Below are 16,931 nucleotides of genomic sequence, written 5' to 3' on the forward strand. Positions count from 1 at the left end.
GCGCGTGCGGAAAGCAACCCCCTGATTCCGACCGCCCGCGGCGGATACTCTTCGAGCATGAGCACCGTCAAGCATGCGGCGCGCGTGGCGAAGGACTCCACCGCGTTCCGGCGGACCGCCCGCGCGGGTTTCGTCGTCCTCGGCGTCATCCACATCATCATCGGCGCGATCGCCATCACGATCGCCGCGGGCGGGTCGGGTGACGCCGACCAGGACGGCGCGATGGAGCAGGTGCGCAACAACCCGGTCGGGGGACTGCTGCTGCTCGCGATCGCCGTGGGCCTCCTCGCGCTCGCCGTGTGGCAGGTGGCGAGCGGGTTCCTCGCCGCCGACCCCGCCGAGACGAAGAAGTGGGGCAAGCGTCTCAAGCTCTTCGGCATCTCCGGCACGTACCTCGTGATCGCCGGACTGGCGCTCATCTACGCCGTGGGCGGCCGGGCGGAGTCCTCCGACGCCTCGAAGACCCTGAGCCAGGTGGTCCTGTCCGCGCCCGGCGGGGTGGTGCTGCTCGTGGTGATCGGTCTCAGCGTCATCGGTGTCGGCATCGGCTTCATCGTCGGCGGGGTCATGCGCTCGTTCCGCAAGCTCATCGACGTGCCGACCGGAGCCGCCCGAGCCGGAGTGATGGCCCTCGGCATCGTGGGCTACATCGGCAAGGGCATCGCGGTGGGAGTCACCGGCGTGCTGTTCGTGGTGGCCGCTGTGACGCAGGATCCGGAGCGCGCCGCGGGGCTCGACGCCGCCCTGCACAGTCTCCTCACCCTGCCGTTCGGCCGCCTCATCCTCGGGGCGGTCGGCGTCGGCTTCGCGCTGTACGGCGCCTTCTGCATCGCGCGGGCCCGTCTCGCCCGCATGTCCTAGTCCTTCCGCCCGTGCACGACTTCGGAGATCGCCGCCGACGCGCCGCTCGGTAGTCGCACGGCCCGGGGTGTCTCGTCCCGTCTCCGAAGCTGTGCCCGCCCGGAGCCGGACCCGGGCCACGCGGAAGATGGGAGACTGGAACGATGAGCGCTTCTCCCGGAGTCGACGTGATCACCCCGCTGACCGAGACCGAGGTGCAGCGGATCCGCGAGGACTTCCCGATCCTGCACACCCGCGTGCACGGCCACCCCCTGGCGTACCTCGACTCGGGCGCGACGTCGCAGCGTCCGGAGTCCGTGCTCGACGCCGAACGACGCTTCGCCACCACCATGAACGCGGCCGTCCACCGCGGCGCCCACACGCTCGCGGCAGAGGCGACCGAGCTGTTCGAGGATGCCCGCAGCACGCTCGCTCGTTTCGTGGGCGCCGACGACGACGAGATCGTCTGGACCTCGAACGCCACCGAGGCCGTCAATCTCGTCGCCTACTCCCTCTCCAATGCCTCGCTCGGCCGGGGCGGTGCCGCCGCTGCAGTCCTCCGGCTCCGCGAGGGGGACGAGATCGTCACCACCGAGATGGAGCACCACGCCAACCTCATCCCCTGGCAGGAGCTCGCTGCGCGCACCGGGGCCACGCTCCGGGTCATCCCGCTCGACGACGACGGGGCCCTCCGTCTGGATGCGGCCGCGGAGCTCATCTCGGAGCGCACGAAGCTCGTGGCCTTCACCCACGTATCGAACGTGTTGGGCGTGATCAACCCCGTCGAGACCCTCGTCGCGCTGGCCAGGGAGGTCGGCGCCCTCACGCTGCTCGATGCCTGCCAGTCGGCTCCGCACCTGCCGCTGGACCTCCACGCGCTCGGGGTCGATCTCGCCGTCCTCTCCGGCCACAAGATGCTCGGCCCCACCGGCATCGGGGCGCTCTACGGCCGTCGCGAGGTCCTCACCGCGATGCCCCCGTTCCTCACGGGCGGTTCCATGATCACGACCGTCACCACGACCGAGGCTGAATACCTGCCACCGCCGCAGCGCTTCGAAGCGGGCACGCAGCGGGTGTCCCAGGCGATCGCGCTCGCCGCCGCGGTCGACTACCTCTCCGCGGTGGGGATGGATCGCATCGCCGCGCACGAGGCCGCGTTCGGGCAGCGACTCGTCGACGGGCTCGGGGCGATCGACGGCGTGCGGGTCCTGGGTGCGGGCATCGAGCTGCCGCGCGTGGGGCTCGCAAGCTTCGACGTCGCCGGGATCCACTCGCACGACGTCGGGCAGTTCCTCGACGACCGGGGCATCGCCGTGCGCGTCGGGCACCACTGCGCGCAGCCGCTGCACCGCCGGCTCGGTGTGACCTCGTCGACGAGGGCGAGCACCTATCTGTACACGACAGCGTCCGAGGTGGATGCCGTCATCGAGGCGGTCGCCGGGGCGATCGCGTTCTTCGGGAGGGGCGCATGAGCGACCTGCAGAGCCTGTACCAGGAGCTGATCCTCGACCACTCGCGCACGCCGCACGGCTTCGGGCTCCGCGAGGAGATCGCGGCGCAGTCGCATCAGCTCAACCCGACCTGCGGCGACGAGGTCACCCTGCAGGTGCATCGCGGCGCCGACGGCGACGTGGAGGCGATCGCGTGGGAGGGGCACGGGTGCGCCATCTCCCAGGCGTCCGCCTCCCTGCTCGCCGAGCTCGCCGAAGGCCTCACCGTGGACGAGCTCGAGGTGCGCATCGCGGCCTTCCGCGAGGCGATGCGCTCCCGGGGCACGATCGAGCCGGACGAGGAGCTGCTCGGCGACGCCGCGGCCCTCGGCGGGGTCTCCCGGTATGTGGCTCGCGTGAAGTGCGCCATGCTGGCCTGGGTGGCGGCCGAGGACGCGCTCACGCGCCTCTGACCTCGTCCGCTCCTGTCTCGGACCGGGAATAGCATCGGGCGGCAGACGTTGGCCCGAGCATGACAACTCTCGGAATCATCGGAGCAGGCAACATCGGCAGCCAGGTCGCCCGAGTGGCGGTGGCCAACGGCTATGACGTCGTGATCGCGAACTCGCGAGGGCCGGAGACCTTGGCCGACCTCGTCGCAGAGCTCGGGCCGCACGCGAAGGCGGCGACGGCGGAGGAAGCGGCCGCCGCGGCGGACGTGGCCGTGGTGACGGTGCCGCTGCACGCGATCGATCAGCTTCCCGCCGCACAGCTCGCCGGGAAGATCGTGCTCGACACGAACAACTACTACTTCGAGCGCGACGGGCACATCGAGGCCCTCGACAAGGGCGAGACCACCACGTCCGAGCTCGTGCAGGCGCAGCTCCCGGAGTCGAGGATCGCCAAGGCGTTCAACCACATCTACGCCGCGGACATCACGACCGACGGGACTCCGGCCGGTACGCCGAACCGTCGGGCGCTGGCCACCGCGGGTGATGACGCCGAGGCTGTGGCCTTCGTGACCCGCTTCTACGACGAGGCCGGCTTCGACACGGTCAACGTCGGCCCGCTCAGCGAGTCGTGGCGGGTCGAGCGCGACCGTCCGGCGTACGTCGTCCGGCAGAACGCGGAAGAGCTGACCGCGAACGTCGCGCGGGCGAACCGTCTGCCCTGAGTCGGCTCGCGCCTCCGGTCTGGGATACCAAACTTGGCCAATCCCGGGCCGGGGTGCGAGAATGCCCGGATGGCGGGGGCTGTGGGGGTAGGCGGGGAACTCGAGTCGGTCAGGGTCACGAGGATCCTCCGAGACGACATCGTGCTCGGGCGACGCCCTCCGGGATCGCGTCTCGTGGAACGGGACATCGCCGCCGAGCTGCAGGTGTCGCGTCTCCCGGTGCGGGAGGCGATCAGGACCCTGGTCGCGGAGGGCGTGGTGGTCGCACGACCGCGGACCTGGGCGGTCGTGCGGGAGTTCACCCATGACGACATCCGCAACTTCGCCGAGGTGCGGGAGGCGATCGAGACCCTCATCTTCGTGTTCGCGGCCGAGCGGCATGACGCCGCCGGGCTCGCACGCCTGCGGGATGCCTATGAGCGCGAGGCTGCGGCGGCGCGGGCAGGAGACGCCGAGACCGCGCGCACAGCGGCGGCCGAGTTCCACGAGATCGCCGTCGATCTGGCGGGCAACGAGATGCTGGGCGAGCTCATCGCGGTGTTCCTGACCCGCCTGCGGTGGCTGTTCGGACAACACGACGATCTGGCGGCGATGGCGGACGAGCACCGCGTCATCCTCGAGGCCGTCGCCGCGCGGGACGTCGAGGCGGTGCGCCGGATGGTCCCCGCTCACCTGGCCAGCGGACATTCGGCAGCCGAACGACGGCTGGCGCAGACCGTGACCGGCTGAGCGCGTCCGTCTGCGATGACACCCCCACCGCGCGGAAGGCCGGTTGTATCCTTGTCCGGTCGGAGTCGGTCCGGTCTGTTCGCGCTGTCCTGGGGAGCGAGATGCGAAATCTTGCTGTCGTCGTCGGGGGAATCCTCCTGCTCGGCGGTGCTGCGCTCCTCGTCGTGGCCGACCAGGAGCGTGCCGCGGACGTCGCCGCTGTGAAGGCCGAGATCGCTCGGATCGAGGACGTGCTCGACGAGTCGCAGACGGAGAACCTCGCCCTCGCGGAGCGTCTCACCGAACTCCGGTCCCGTATCGCTGAGCAGGACGCCGATCTCTCGAACACGACGGGCTTCCTGCCGTGATGCGCCGGAAACTGGCGGTGACGGTGTCGGTGGCCGTGCTCCTCGCGGCGGCCGTCGTCGCCCGGGCCGACGCGCTGGACCACGAGCGGGCGGAGGCGTTGGCGCAGCTCTCCGTTCTGGCCGACCGATCGCACGACGCCGCGCAGCGCACAGACCACCTGTCCGGCGCCGTCGCGCAGGCCGAGCAGGACACCGCGGATCGGGCCGCCGTGCTGGCCGTGCGTCCCGCGTTCCTCGAGGAGCTCTCGACGCTCGCGGCCGTCCTCCGTGGTGCGGACGGCAAGGTCGACACCGCGGCGCATCTCGCGTCCGCCCGGTCGGCTCAGGAGACGGTGCGCGCCGAGCGCCACGATCCCGACACCGTGGTCGCGGCGACCGCGACGGTCGAGGCGCTCACGCAGAAGGTCGGCACCGAGGTCGCAGGGTGGCAGGCATCGCAGAGCGCCGGTCCCGGCGGGCCCGTGTGGACGTCGAGCGGGCCGGACGGCTATGCGCGGGTGCGCGCGGCCCTCGACCGGGTGGGCGGCGGGGGCGTCGGGCTGTACGAGTCGTCGTCGTGTGCGGGCGGCACAGCGCCGGCCTGCGCCAACAGCAACGGCTACATCAAGTACCGTGCCGACATCACAGGGTGGAGCGACGGACGCCTGAACTGGGCGATGGCGCACGAGCTCGCCCACATCCATCAGTTCCGGGTCTGGGGTGCCCTCACCTCGTCCGGCGCCTACGCGACGATGTTCGGCGGCGATCCGGAGTTCCTGGCCAACTGCATGGCCGTCGTCCGCGGCTTCCCGGGTTCGGTCGGGTGCTCCGGCGAGCAGCAGACCTGGGCCTCCGGTATCTGGGTCGGGGTCGTCCGCTAGCCCCGGCCCGACACGGGCTTCGATGTCGGAGGTGTGCGGCATGCTGATCCGGAGCCAATCCGGCCGAGACTGCGCGGCATCGGTACCGGTACGCTCGAGAGAAGGAGGTGCCGGTGGGACGGACTGCGGATGCCATCGCCGAAGGCGTCGCGATCGCGACGGCCGCTGCGCGCCTCGCCGTGAAGAATCACATCCTCATCGGCACCATCGCCGAGGACGGCGTCTTCGACCTCGACAAGTACGTCGAGGATGCGAGGGCTGCGCTCGGGGCGATGGCCGAGGAGTCCGAGGAGGCCGCGGCCACGGTCACGGCCTTGCGCAAGCGCGCCCGCGGTCGGCATTCCGATCCGGTCGGCACGCACGACTACCGCGACCGCGATGTGCGCAATCTCCGGAGGCGGGCGAAGCAGTCGCTCGGCGTCGCGCAGCGTCTGCGCGAGATGATGGATGACCGTGCCCAGCTGGAGAGCATCGTCGAGGAGGCGCGCGCGGCGGCCTGGGCCGACGTGCGGCACAACCTCGACCGTCGACTGCGCGTCGAGGGCATGCGACCCGATCAGGATCCCGACTACGCACGTATGCGTGAGGCGCGGATGCAGGCACTGCGGCTCGTCGACCTGCAGGCGCTCTCCTCGCAGCAGCGGGCCAGGGAGAAGCGGCGGAAGAAGCAGGAGAAGGTGGCCGCGAAGGGGGAGTGAGCCCTCGTTTCGCTTTCCGGTCTCGTCTGTTGTAGGCTGGTCGTCGGCCCGCTGAGCGGTAAAGCACCGCGGGTCCTGCGCCTCTAGCTCAATGGATAGAGCATCTGACTACGGATCAGAAGGTTGGGGGTTCGAGTCCCTCGAGGCGCACACTGTGTTGAGACAGTACGGAAACCCCCGTCGCGGAAGCGGCGGGGGTTTTCGCTGTCCGGGGGCAGGTGCCGCGGTCAGAGCAGGCTGGTGATAGCGGGATCGCGTTCCGCGAGGTCGGCCGCCGTCGCCATGATCGCCGACCGCATCGCGGCGACCGCGACGGCGGGCGTCACGTCGGAGCGGTGGGCGAGGCTGATCGTCCGGGACATCGCGGGGTGGGCGAGACGCGCGGATCGCAGTGCGGGGCGTTCGTACAGCACCATCGCCGGGACCACCGCGACGCCGACGCCGCGCTCGACGAAGCGCAGCACCGCATCCATCTCCGCGCCCTCCAGCGCGAGGGTCGGGGTGAGATCGGCGGCCCGGAAGACGGCGTCCATCGCGGCGCGCAGTTCGTAGCTCTCGTCGAACTGGATGAGCGGGAGCGTGGCGAGGTGCGCCAGGCTCACGGACGAGCCGTGGGTCACCGGAGGGGCCGCCGCCGACGAGATCACCACGAGCTCCTCGGCGAGCAGCGGGACGTGCGTGAGGCTGACCCCTGCCGGCACCGGACCCTCGGACTGGGTCACGAGGGCGATGTCGACCGCGCCGACCGCGAGCTGCTCGACGAGCAGGCGAGAGCCGCCCTCCGTGAGGTGCAGATCGATGCCGGGGTGGGTGGCATGGAACGAGCTGAGAGCTTCCGCCACGAGGCTGATGCACAGGGTGGGCGGGGCGCCGAGTCGCACCCGTCCACGGCGGAGCCCGGCGAGCTCGGCCACCTCGTCGCGGATGGCGTCGGCTTCGGCGAGCATGCGCTGCGCGCGAGGGAGGACCGTCTCCCCGGCCGCCGTCAGGGCGATGTGGCCGCGCGCGCGATGGAACAGCTCGGCGCCGAGCTCGCGTTCGAGGGTCGAGATCTGACGGCTCAGCGACGGCTGGGCGAGGTGGAGGTGCTCGGAGGCGCGGGTGAAGTGGCCGAGGCGGGCGACTTCGACGAACCCGCGGAGCTGCTCGAGGTTCATATCCATAGCGTACCCGCATGGTTTCCAGACGAACTATGCATTGGAGTTATTAGGATCGCCTAACTAGCGTCGAGAGCATGAATGCACCCGAACGTCAGATCTCCACCACGGTCCTCGTGATCGGCACCGGAGGCTCCGGGCTCCGCGCCGCGATCGAGGTCGCCGAGCACGGCGTCGACGTGCTCGCCGTCGGCAAACGCCCGCGGCAGGACGCCCACACGTCGCTCGCGGCCGGCGGCATCAACGCCGCTCTCGGCACGATGGACGCCGAAGACAGCTGGCAGCAGCACGCGGCGGACACGATCAAGGAAAGCTACCTCCTCGCCAACCCCCATACCGTCCAGATCGTCACCCAGGGCGCCGAGCGCGGCATCCGCGACCTCGAGCGCTGGGGCATGGACTTCGCCCGCGAGGGCGACGGCCGCATCTCGCAGCGCTTCTTCGGTGCGCACACCTACCGCCGCACCGCCTTCGCCGGCGATTACACCGGCCTCGAGATCCAGCGGACGCTGGTCGCCCGCGCCGAGCAGCTCGACGTCCCCATCCTCGACAACGTCTACATCACCCGTCTGCTCGTGCGCGACAACGTCATCTTCGGCGCGTACGGCTTCGATCAGGCGGACGGCACGCGCTACCTCATCCATGCGGACGCGGTGATCCTCGCCGCGGGCGGGCACAACCGCATCTGGCGCCGGACGTCGTCGAGGCGTGACGAGAACACCGGAGACTCCTTCCGGCTCGCGGTCGAGGCGGGGGCGCGACTCCGCGACCCCGAGCTGGTGCAGTTCCATCCGTCCGGCATCATCGAGCCCGAGAACGCCGCCGGCACCCTCATCTCCGAGGCCGCGCGCGGGGAGGGCGGCATCCTCCGCAATGCCCGGGGCGAGCGGTTCATGGAGAAGTACGACCCCGAGCGGATGGAGCTGTCGACGCGCGACCGTGTCGCGCTCGCCGCCTACACGGAGATCCAGGAGGGCCGCGGTACGGAGAACGGCGGCGTCTGGCTCGACGTGTCGCACCTGCCCCGCGAGACCATCATGACCCGGCTTCCGCGCGTCTATCAGACGATGATGGAGCTGCAGATGCTCGACATCACCGCGGACCCGATCGAGATCGCGCCGACCGCGCACTACTCGATGGGCGGCGTGTGGGTGCGGCCGGACGACCACCAGACCGACGTCGACGGGCTGTACGCGATCGGGGAGGCGTCGAGCGGACTCCACGGCGCGAACCGTCTCGGCGGGAACTCGCTCATCGAGTTGCTCGTCTACGGCCGGATCGTCGGTCAGGCCGCCATGGCCCACGCCGCGGGGCTCGACGCCCAGCGCCGGTCGGCCGATGCGGTCGCCGCCGCTCGTGCCGAGATCGACGACCTCCTCGCCGCGGAGGGGCGCGAGAACGTGCGGGCTCTGCAGCGCGCGATCCGCAACCTCATGACGGAGTACGCCGGCGTGGTGCGGTCGGAGGACGGGCTGAAGGCGGGCCTCGCCGACCTCGACATGATCGAGGGGCGCATGGAGGACATCGGCATCCACCCGGACATCGCCGGATTCCAGGACCTCGCGCACGCGTTCGACCTCAAGGCCTCCGCGCTCGCTGCCCGGGCCACGCTGGAGGCGGCGCGGGAGCGTCGGGAGACTCGCGGATGCCACAACCGCAGCGACTTCCCGGACACCGATCCCACGCTGCAGGTGAACCTCGTGTGGTCCCCGTCCGCCGGCGTGACCCGCGAGGAGATCCCCGCGATCCCCGAGGAGATCGCCGAGCTCGTGCGCGACGTCGACACGACCGGCAAGCTCGTCGAGTAGATCCCCGAGACCCCGCTCTCGCGTCGAGACCCCGCCCTGCAGACGTCTGCGGGGCGGGGTCTCGGCGGTAGTCCGGGGTTTCGGGGAGGGAGTCAGTCGACGCCGAGGCCGACGGCCTCGTGATCCGGTTCCGGGTCGTCGCGCTTCGGGGCCTTCGGCTCCTCGCCGGGGGACTTCTCGGTGCTGGGCTCCTCCAGCTCCTCGGTGCTCGGGACCTCGGCCGGGTCCGCGTCCTCCGGGGAGTCCGCCTGCTCCGGCGTCGTCGCCTCGCCCTCCGAGGTGTCGGACGCGGGGGTCGGCGTGGGGGTCTGCGCCTCGGGCGAGAGCTCGTCGTTCGCGGTCGGTTCGGGAGTGTTGTCGGTCATGATCGTCCCTTTCTGCGATGTCGTGCTCTCAGCCTGCCTCCGCCTCGACGCGAGATGAAGGGCCTTGACGCGGACCCGTCGGCGACGCGGTTAATCGCGGTGAACCGGATCCGCGAAGTCGGCGTAGCCTGGAGGGGTGACTGCGTACGTCTCGGCCTTCGACCTCTTCTCCATCGGCGTCGGCCCGTCCAGCTCGCACACCGTCGGACCGATGCGGGCGGCACTCGACTTCGCGCGCCGGCTCTCCGGCTCCGGCGAGCTCGACCGCATCGCCCGGGTCGAATGCACGCTGTACGGCTCGCTCGGCGCCACCGGCATCGGCCATGGCACCCCGGACGCGGTGGTCGCGGGGCTGCGCGGTCTCGCACCCGAGACCTGTGACCCGGCGGCGGTGCGCGCGGCCTGGTCCGCCTACCCCGAGGGGGAGCCGCTGCGGATCGACGGCGCCCACGCGGTGCCGTTCCGGAAGGACGACATCGTGTTCGCGCCGCGGACCCGCCTCCCCGGTCATCCGAACGCCATGACGCTCATCGCCCGTGACCGGGACGGAACCATCCTGTTCGAGCAGACGTACTACTCGATCGGCGGCGGGTTCATCCGGCGCGAGGGGGAGGAAGCGCAGCTCTCCACCGGCGCCTTCCCGCAGCCGTATGCCGATGCCGCCTCGCTGCTCGCCCTGTGCGACGAGCTCGGACTGTCCATCGCGGAGGTCGCCCGCCGCAACGAGACGGCGCTGCGGAGCGAGGAGGAGGTCGCCGCCGGCCTCGACGCGATCTGGGATGCGATGTCGGGCTGCGTGGACGCGGGGCTCCACGCCGACGGGGTGCTTCCGGGCATGCTGCAGGTGAAGCGCCGCGCCGGCACGATCCGCGCACAGCTCGAGGCGGTCGAAGCCGAGGGGCACCGAGAGCTGCCCGGCGAGTGGCTCGGCGCGTTCGCGCTGGCCGTGAACGAGGAGAACGCGGCGGGTGGGCGCGTCGTGACCGCTCCGACCAACGGCGCGGCGGGCATTCTCCCCGCGGTGGCGATGTACTGGTGGCGCTTCCTCGCCGACTCGGGGCTCGGCGCCGGGAACGCGGTGACGCCGTACGGGGAGCTCGTCGGCAGCGCGCTGCTCGGGTTCGACGGGGCCCCGCCGCCCGCTCCCGCACTCGACGGGGAGGACGCGGAGATCGCGGAGGCCAATCGCCGCCGGGGCATCCGCCGGTTCCTGCTGACGGCTACCGCCCTCGGGTCGCTGTTCAAGGCCAACGCCTCGATCTCCGGCGCCGAAGGCGGGTGTCAGGCCGAGGTCGGCTCCGCGTGCGCGATGGCCGCGGGTGGGCTCACCGCGGTGATGGGCGGCACGAACCGGCAGATCGAGAACGCCGCGGAGATCGCGATGGAGCATCACCTCGGCCTCACATGCGACCCGATCGGCGGACTCGTGCAGATCCCGTGCATCGAGCGCAACGCGATCGCCGCCTCCACCGCGGTCACCGCCGCACGTCTCGCGCTCCGCGGCGACGGGAGCCACTATGTCTCGCTGGATGCCGTCGTCGAGACGATGCGCCAGACCGGTCTCGACATGTCGACCAAGTACAAGGAGACCAGCGAGGGCGGTCTGGCGGTGAACGTCATCGAGTGCTGACCTCGCCGACCCACCCCCTCTCGTGCGTTCCGGCCCGTTGCGTGCGCATGAAGAGGGGTGGCAGGCACACAGAGGGGTGGGTCGACGGAGGAGGGAAGGGAGAGGCATATGCGGCAGCAGCCGGTCGTCGCGGTGCGGGCGAACGACGAGGCGCCGACCCCGGACGGGACGTGGCCGACGAACATCCCCGCGGTGGCACAGGTGCTGCGCGAGGGACTGGATCTGGGACCGGGAGTGACCTTCCTCGTCGGCGAGAACGGCAGCGGGAAGTCCACCCTCGTCGAGGGCATCGCGATCGCGTACGGTCTCTCCCCGGAAGGCGGATCCCGGCAGGCGCAGCACCGGACACGTCCGACCGAGTCGCCGCTGTCGGACTGGCTGCGCCTCCAACGGGGCGTCGGCGCGCACCGCTGGGGATTCTTCCTGCGGGCCGAGACGATGCACTCGTTCTACACGTACCTCGAGGAGAACCCCTCCCTGCGCGGCGACGTGCCCTTCCACGAGATGAGCCACGGGGAGTCGTTCCTCGCCCTGCTCGACAGCCGCTTCGATGATCCGGGGTTCTACTGCCTGGACGAGCCGGAGGCCGCCCTGTCGTTCCATTCGACTCTCACGCTGATCGCCGTGCTGCAGCGCATCGCCGACGAGGGCGGCCAGGTGCTGTGCGCCACGCACTCCCCGGTGCTCGCGGCGCTCCCGGGCGCCACCATCCTGGAGGTCGGGGAGTGGGGGCTCCGCCCTGCCGCCTGGGAGGACCTCGAGATCGTGAACCACTGGCGCTCGTTCCTCGGGCAGCCGCAGCGGTATCTCCGGCATCTGCTCGACGAGCGAGGCTCCGCGGAGCCGTAGGCTGACGGGCATGACCGAGCAGAGGGCGCCGAGACGACGCGGGCGCCCGCGCGGCGGCACCGACTCCCGCGAGCGCATCGTGTCCGCGGCCGTCGACGAGTTCGGCGCGCAGGGGTACGACGGCGCCACGGTGCGATCGATCGCCGCCCGCGCCGGGGTCGACTCCGCACTCGTCCACCACTACTTCGGCACCAAGGCCGACCTGTTCGCAGAGGCCGCCGGGATCCCGTTGCGCCCCGACCTCGACGTCCCGGAGATCCTCGCGGGGCCGAAGGACGAAGCGGGGGCCCGGCTCGTCCGCTACGTGCTCGACGCGTTCGAGAAGCCCGACGTGCGCCGCCGCGGGGTGCTGCTCCTGCGCACGGCGATCGGGAGCAGGCTGACGACCCCCCTGCTCGCCGGCTTCCTCTCCCGCGAACTGCTCTCCCGCGTGGCACGACGCCTCGACGTGGAGGACGCCGACCTCCGCGCCGCCCTCGTCGCCTCGCAGATCGCCGGCATGCTCATCGGTCGCTACGTGCTGCAGCTCCCCGCGCTCGCCGGAGCCTCCGTCGAGGAGCTCGTCCGCCGCGTCGGCCCCACCGTCCAGCGCTACCTCTTCGACTGACGCCCGCGTCCCCGGGCACGGCTGCGGAGATCTCGACCGCCGCGCCGGTCGGCACGGGCCGGCGACGGCGTGTCGATCCGGCGCTCCGCAGCTGTGCCCACGGAGCCGTTGACGCCCGACGAGGCGAGGCGCATAATTCATCGCATGATGAATAACGCGGCGGTCGAGATCACGCAGCTCCGCGTGCGGCGTGGGGCCGTATCCGTGTTCGACGGCATCGACCTCGCCGTCCCCCGCGGGCAGATCACGGGTCTCCTCGGCCCCTCGGGGTGCGGCAAGACCACGCTCATGCGGTCGATCGTCGGTGTGCAGCGGATCGCCTCCGGCGACGTGACCGTTCTGGGTGAGCCGGGCGGTTCGCGTCGGCTCCGGCACCGCGTGGCCTACGGTACGCAGGGCGCCTCGGTCTACGGCGACCTCAGCGTGCGGCAGAACCTCTCGTACTTCGCGTCGCTCCTGAAGGCGCCGAAGGGCGATGTCGACCGGGTCATCCAGGAGGTCGGCCTCGGCGCACAGGCCACGCAGCTCGTCGATGCGCTGAGCGGCGGCCAGGCGACGCGGGTGTCGCTCGCGGTGGCTCTGATCGGCTTGCCGGAACTGATCGTGCTGGACGAGCCGACCGTCGGACTCGACCCCGTGTTGCGGGCGGAGCTCTGGACCCTGTTCCGCCGGCTGGCCGACCGGGGCGTCACGCTCATCGTGTCCAGTCACGTGATGGACGAGGCGGTGCGCTGCGACCGGCTGCTGCTGATGCGGGAGGGGAGGATCATCGCCGACACCACGCCGTCGTCCCTGCTCACCGACACCGGCACGACCGACGCCGAGGCCGCGTTCCTGGCGCTGATCGAACGTGACAGGGCCGCCGGCGCCGCGACCACCCGGCGGGCGCGGCGAGAAGCGCACGAGCGCCAGGAGGAGGACGCGACATGAACGGCCGCCGGCTGTTCGCGACCGCCGGCCGTGTGCTCACGCAGCTCCGACACGACCCGCGGTCCATCGCCTTGATGCTCATCGCCCCGAGCCTGCTCGTCGGTCTCTTCGCCTGGCTGTTCAGCGAGCAGGACGGTGTGTTCGATCAGTTCGGGGGTGCCATCCTGGCGCTGTTCCCGTTCATCGTGATGTTCCTCATCACGTCGATCACCACCTTGCGCGAACGCCGTTCCGGCACGCTCGAACGGCTGATGACCACGCCGCTCGAGAAGGCCGACTTCATCCTCGGGTATGCGCTCGCGTTCGGGCTGATGGCCGTGCTGCAGGCGGTGATCACGGTGTCGTTCGCGGTCGGGGTGTGCGGGCTCGACGTCGACGGACCGCTGTGGCAGCTGGGCCTCGTCGCGGTGGTCGACGCACTGCTCGGCACAGCCCTCGGCCTGCTGGCGAGCGCGTTCGCCCAGACCGAGTTCCAGGCCGTGCAGTTCATGCCGTTGCTGGTGTTCCCGCAGATCATCCTCGGCGGGTTGTTCATGCCGCGCGACCAGATGCCCGACGTGCTGTACGCCATCTCCGACTGGCTGCCGCTCAGCTACGCGATCGATACGATCAACGCCGTCACGGCGGGGGACGAGGGGAGGGACGTGTTCGGTCCGCTGCTCATCGTCGTGGCCTTCGCCGTCGGCGCTCTGGTGCTCGCCGCCCTCACGCTGCGGCGGCGTACACGCTGAGCCGGAGTCCTGGCCTGGGTCAGCGCGCGGCGCGGTTCTTGGTGTGCTTCGTCGGCAGGGCGGCCCAGGGGTCCTCGGGCCAGGGGTGCCGGGGGTAGCGGCCGCGCATCTCGGCGCGCACCTGGGCATAGGGGCCGGACCAGAACGAGGCGAGGTCGTCCGTGACGGCGAGCGGCCGCCCCGCGGGGGACAGCAGGTGGAAGAGGACGGGAACGCGGCCGTCCACCAGCCGGGGAGTCTCCGCCCACCCGAAGCACTCCTGCAGCTTCACCGCGACGACGGGGCGTGCGGTCGGATCCCCGTCGGGTTCCGGGTAGGTGATGCGGACGCGGGAGCCGCTGGGGACCTCGAGCCGCTCCGGGACGAGGGCCTCGAGGTGCACGGCCTCGGGCCAGGGCAGCAGACGGCGCAGCGCCGAGGGCAGATCCAGCCGACTCGCGGGGGTGCCGGATGCGAGAGCCTCGAGCTCCGGTGCCATCCAGGCATCGAGGGCGTCGATCAACCCCGCGTCCGACACATCGGGCCATGGCTCACCGAGCTCACGTCGGAGCAGCGCGAGTCTGCGGCGGAGGGCCTCCGCCCCGTCGGACCAGGTGAACATGCCGAGGCCATCGCGTCGGACCGCCCGGGCCACGGCATCCCGCCCTGTCGATGCCGCCGCTCGCACCGGCACCGAGGAACGCAGGATCGCACCGATCCGGCGCTCGCGGCGGGCCTGCACACGACCTCCGACGAACTCGGCTTCCACGCGGTCGCTCATCAGGGGGCCCGCCGCGCGCTCCGCCTGCTCCTCGGTGAGGGTCGCCGCCGTGCGGATGACCGCACCGGAACCGGCGGCCGCCCGGGACGAGGCGCGGGCGACATCGGCCACGGCGAGCCATTCCGAGGACGCGAGGGAACCGCTCACTCCGGCCCGCGTGCCGGAGGCCAGCAGGAACGTGGCTCCCGATCCCGTGTGCTCGACGCGGTGGGCGACACGTTCGGGGAAGGCCAGCGCGATCATGAGACCGACGCCGTCGAGACCCGCGCGGGTGTCCGGTGTCGGATCGGCGAGGCGTTCCAGACGACGCGCGTCCTCGCGCCAGCGACGGGCCTCCGCAGTCCCGCCGCCCCGCAACGCGACAAGAGCGTGGGCGACGTCGGCATCCGGGACGCGCTGATCACCGCCCAGAAGCGCGACGACCTCGGCGGCGAGCCGGCTCCCCACCACGGGGCTGCCGTCCCGCAGCGCCCTGGCCAGCCGGGGATCGGTCGGGATGCGGGCCAGCACGCGGCCCTCGGCCGTGGCGCGCCCGTCGTCGTCGATCGCTCCGAGACCGCGAAGCACCGCGACGGCGTCGGCGAGACTGTCGGCTCGCAGCGGTTCGATCAACCGCAGGCCTGCTCCGCCCGGGGCACCCCAGCACGCCAGGAGGAGGGCGGCGCCGGTGAGGTCGGCCGTCGCGATCTCCGGGGACGGACGCGCGGGAGCCGCCGCGTAGGCGCGCTCGTCCACACACCGGACGACGATGCCGGGGCCCTGACGCGTCGCGCGTCCGGCACGCTGCACGCACGAGGAACGGGAGGCGGCGGTGGTGACCAGACCCGTCATGCCGCGGGCGGCGTCGCGCTGCGGCTGCCGGGACAGACAGCTGTCCACGACCATCCGCACACCCGGCACCGTGATCGACGACTCGGCGAGCGAGGTGGCGACGATGATGCGGGGCACGCCCCCCGGTGCACGACCGCGGATCACGGCATCCTGTTCCGCCGGCGGGATCTGGCCGTGCAGCTCCCGCACGTCGAAGGCGCCGTTCCGAGTGCGGACGCGTCGGGCGATCTCCGACACCTCGCGAGCGCCCGGGGCGAACACGAGCACGTCGGCTTCGGGGTCTTCGCGGACCAGCTCGGTGGCGGCGGAGGCGGAGACACTCGCGATGTGGTCGAGGAAGCCGCGGGTGACTCCCCGTTCGTCGAGGCGGGGCGTGGGACTCGGAGCCCAGCGCTCGGTGAGGGGGAAGGCCGGGACGTCATGGTCGACGATCGGCGCGGGGGACTCGGCGGTGCCGATGACGGCGGCGAGCCGGGCAGCGTCGAGGGTGGCGGACATCGCGACGACGACGAGGTCATCCCGCAGCTCCCGCACCTCCGAGAGCAGGCCGACGAGGAGGTCGGTCTCGAGGGCACGCTCGTGCACCTCATCGATGATGACCGCACTCACGCCGTCGAGTCCCGGGTCGTCCAGCAACCGTCGCAGGAGCACGCCGGCGGTGACGAACTCGACCCTCGTATCCGGCCCGGCTGTGCGCTCGCCGCGGACGGTGAAGCCCACCCGGGATCCGAGCGGGGAGCCATCGAGGTGTGCGAGTCGGCGGGCGGCGGCACGCGCGGCGACCCGGCGGGGTTGGGTGACGATCACGCGGTCGGTGGTTCGTGAGGCGACGAGCGGCGGTACGAGGGTGGTCTTGCCCGTGCCCGGCGGCGCGGTCACCACCACGGAGCCGCTCGTGTCGAGGGCAGCGGAGAGCTCCTCGAGGGCGCCCGCGAACGACAGGCCGGCACCGATGGCGGCGAGGTCGAAGGCAGCGCGGGTCACCCGTCCAGTCTGCCCGGTCGATCGGCGCCCGGAGCCGTTCACAACTCAGGAGATCCGGGGGGATTCGGCGCAGCGGGACGGATCGCCGCGTCCGTGCTTGCCGATCTCCTGAGTTGTGAACCGGCAGAGGCGGTGCCCGACGACAGACAGCGGGTGGGGGGCGCCGCGCCGGCGGGGGCGGCGGCGGGGGGGGGGGGGGGG

General features: G+C 71.6%; 17 protein-coding genes and 1 tRNA gene. 15 read left to right on the forward strand and 3 right to left on the reverse strand.

The window, feature by feature from the left end:
* Window positions 1-57 precede the first annotated feature (57 nt).
* The 9 genes from M4D53_RS09460 (at window position 58) to M4D53_RS09500 (ending at window position 6,228) form a co-directional block, all read left to right on the forward strand.
* Complete coding sequence (locus M4D53_RS09460) at window positions 58-861, forward strand: DUF1206 domain-containing protein (RefSeq protein WP_259953658.1); 804 nt, start codon at window positions 58-60, stop codon at window positions 859-861.
* A 143-nt stretch (window positions 862-1,004) separates the two neighbouring features.
* Complete coding sequence (locus M4D53_RS09465; RefSeq protein WP_259953661.1) at window positions 1,005-2,312, forward strand: cysteine desulfurase; 1,308 nt, start codon at window positions 1,005-1,007, stop codon at window positions 2,310-2,312.
* Window positions 2,309-2,743 carry a Fe-S cluster assembly sulfur transfer protein SufU gene (gene sufU, locus M4D53_RS09470; RefSeq protein ID WP_259953664.1) on the forward strand — a complete coding sequence of 145 codons (435 nt, stop codon included), beginning with the start codon at window positions 2,309-2,311 and terminating at the stop codon, window positions 2,741-2,743. The genes M4D53_RS09465 and sufU overlap by 4 nt, the downstream gene beginning before the upstream one ends.
* 59 nt (window positions 2,744-2,802) lie before the next feature.
* Window positions 2,803-3,444, forward strand: a complete 642-nt coding sequence (locus M4D53_RS09475) for an NADPH-dependent F420 reductase (protein WP_259953666.1) — start codon at window positions 2,803-2,805, stop codon at window positions 3,442-3,444.
* 69 nt (window positions 3,445-3,513) lie between these two features.
* The gene (locus M4D53_RS09480; RefSeq protein WP_187663251.1) at window positions 3,514-4,173 is read left to right on the forward strand and encodes a GntR family transcriptional regulator; all 660 of its coding nucleotides are present in this window, start codon (window positions 3,514-3,516) and stop codon (window positions 4,171-4,173) included.
* A 101-nt stretch (window positions 4,174-4,274) separates the two neighbouring features.
* Window positions 4,275-4,520: a hypothetical protein gene (locus M4D53_RS09485; RefSeq protein WP_259953668.1), complete on the forward strand. Its 246-nt coding sequence runs from the start codon at window positions 4,275-4,277 to the stop codon at window positions 4,518-4,520.
* Window positions 4,520-5,380, forward strand: coding sequence for a hypothetical protein (locus tag M4D53_RS09490; protein ID WP_259953669.1), 861 nt, complete (start codon window positions 4,520-4,522; stop codon window positions 5,378-5,380). Before M4D53_RS09485 ends, M4D53_RS09490 begins: the two co-directional genes overlap by 1 nt.
* Window positions 5,381-5,493: 113 nt before the next feature.
* A complete protein-coding gene (locus M4D53_RS09495; RefSeq protein WP_187663254.1) occupies window positions 5,494-6,078 on the forward strand; it encodes an asparagine synthase in 585 nt (194 codons plus the stop codon).
* Window positions 6,079-6,155: 77 nt separating this feature from the next.
* Window positions 6,156-6,228, forward strand: a tRNA-Arg gene (locus tag M4D53_RS09500).
* Between the two features lie 77 nt (window positions 6,229-6,305).
* On the opposite strand, the gene M4D53_RS09505 is transcribed toward M4D53_RS09500, so the two are convergent.
* Entirely contained in the window at window positions 6,306-7,241 is a 936-nt protein-coding gene (locus tag M4D53_RS09505; RefSeq protein ID WP_370428368.1) for a LysR family transcriptional regulator, read from the reverse strand.
* Window positions 7,242-7,312: 71 nt separating this feature from the next.
* Between M4D53_RS09505 and M4D53_RS09510 the strand changes: the two genes are divergently transcribed.
* Window positions 7,313-9,043 (forward strand): L-aspartate oxidase, encoded by a 1,731-nt coding sequence (locus M4D53_RS09510; protein ID WP_259953670.1) that lies wholly within the window; start codon window positions 7,313-7,315, stop codon window positions 9,041-9,043.
* A gap of 92 nt (window positions 9,044-9,135) precedes the next feature.
* On the opposite strand, the gene M4D53_RS09515 is transcribed toward M4D53_RS09510, so the two are convergent.
* Window positions 9,136-9,408: a hypothetical protein gene (locus tag M4D53_RS09515; RefSeq protein WP_187663257.1), complete on the reverse strand. Its 273-nt coding sequence runs from the start codon at window positions 9,406-9,408 to the stop codon at window positions 9,136-9,138.
* Between the two features lie 136 nt (window positions 9,409-9,544).
* Here M4D53_RS09515 and M4D53_RS09520 point away from each other — a divergent pair, with 136 nt between their 5' ends.
* The 5 genes from M4D53_RS09520 to M4D53_RS09540 all read left to right on the forward strand — a co-directional run bounded on the left by M4D53_RS09520 (window position 9,545) and on the right by M4D53_RS09540 (window position 14,155).
* The gene (locus M4D53_RS09520) at window positions 9,545-11,038 is read left to right on the forward strand and encodes an L-serine ammonia-lyase, iron-sulfur-dependent, subunit alpha (RefSeq protein WP_187663258.1); all 1,494 of its coding nucleotides are present in this window, start codon (window positions 9,545-9,547) and stop codon (window positions 11,036-11,038) included.
* 108 nt (window positions 11,039-11,146) lie between these two features.
* Window positions 11,147-11,887 (forward strand): AAA family ATPase, encoded by a 741-nt coding sequence (locus M4D53_RS09525; RefSeq protein ID WP_187663259.1) that lies wholly within the window; start codon window positions 11,147-11,149, stop codon window positions 11,885-11,887.
* A 10-nt stretch (window positions 11,888-11,897) separates the two neighbouring features.
* Entirely contained in the window at window positions 11,898-12,494 is a 597-nt protein-coding gene (locus M4D53_RS09530; protein WP_187663260.1) for a TetR/AcrR family transcriptional regulator, read from the forward strand.
* A gap of 147 nt (window positions 12,495-12,641) precedes the next feature.
* Complete coding sequence (locus tag M4D53_RS09535; protein WP_187664094.1) at window positions 12,642-13,424, forward strand: ABC transporter ATP-binding protein; 783 nt, start codon at window positions 12,642-12,644, stop codon at window positions 13,422-13,424.
* Window positions 13,421-14,155, forward strand: coding sequence for an ABC transporter permease (locus M4D53_RS09540; RefSeq protein ID WP_187663261.1), 735 nt, complete (start codon window positions 13,421-13,423; stop codon window positions 14,153-14,155). The genes M4D53_RS09535 and M4D53_RS09540 overlap by 4 nt, the downstream gene beginning before the upstream one ends.
* 19 nt (window positions 14,156-14,174) lie before the next feature.
* Here M4D53_RS09540 and hrpB read toward each other — a convergent pair whose 3' ends face one another.
* On the reverse strand, window positions 14,175-16,730 hold the full coding sequence (hrpB, locus tag M4D53_RS09545; RefSeq protein ID WP_259953677.1) for an ATP-dependent helicase HrpB: 2,556 nt from the start codon (window positions 16,728-16,730) through the stop codon (window positions 14,175-14,177).
* Window positions 16,731-16,931 lie beyond the last annotated feature (201 nt).

It is taken from the genome of Microbacterium meiriae (genome assembly GCF_025143875.1).
In the GTDB taxonomy this organism is placed as follows: domain Bacteria; phylum Actinomycetota; class Actinomycetes; order Actinomycetales; family Microbacteriaceae; genus Microbacterium; species Microbacterium meiriae.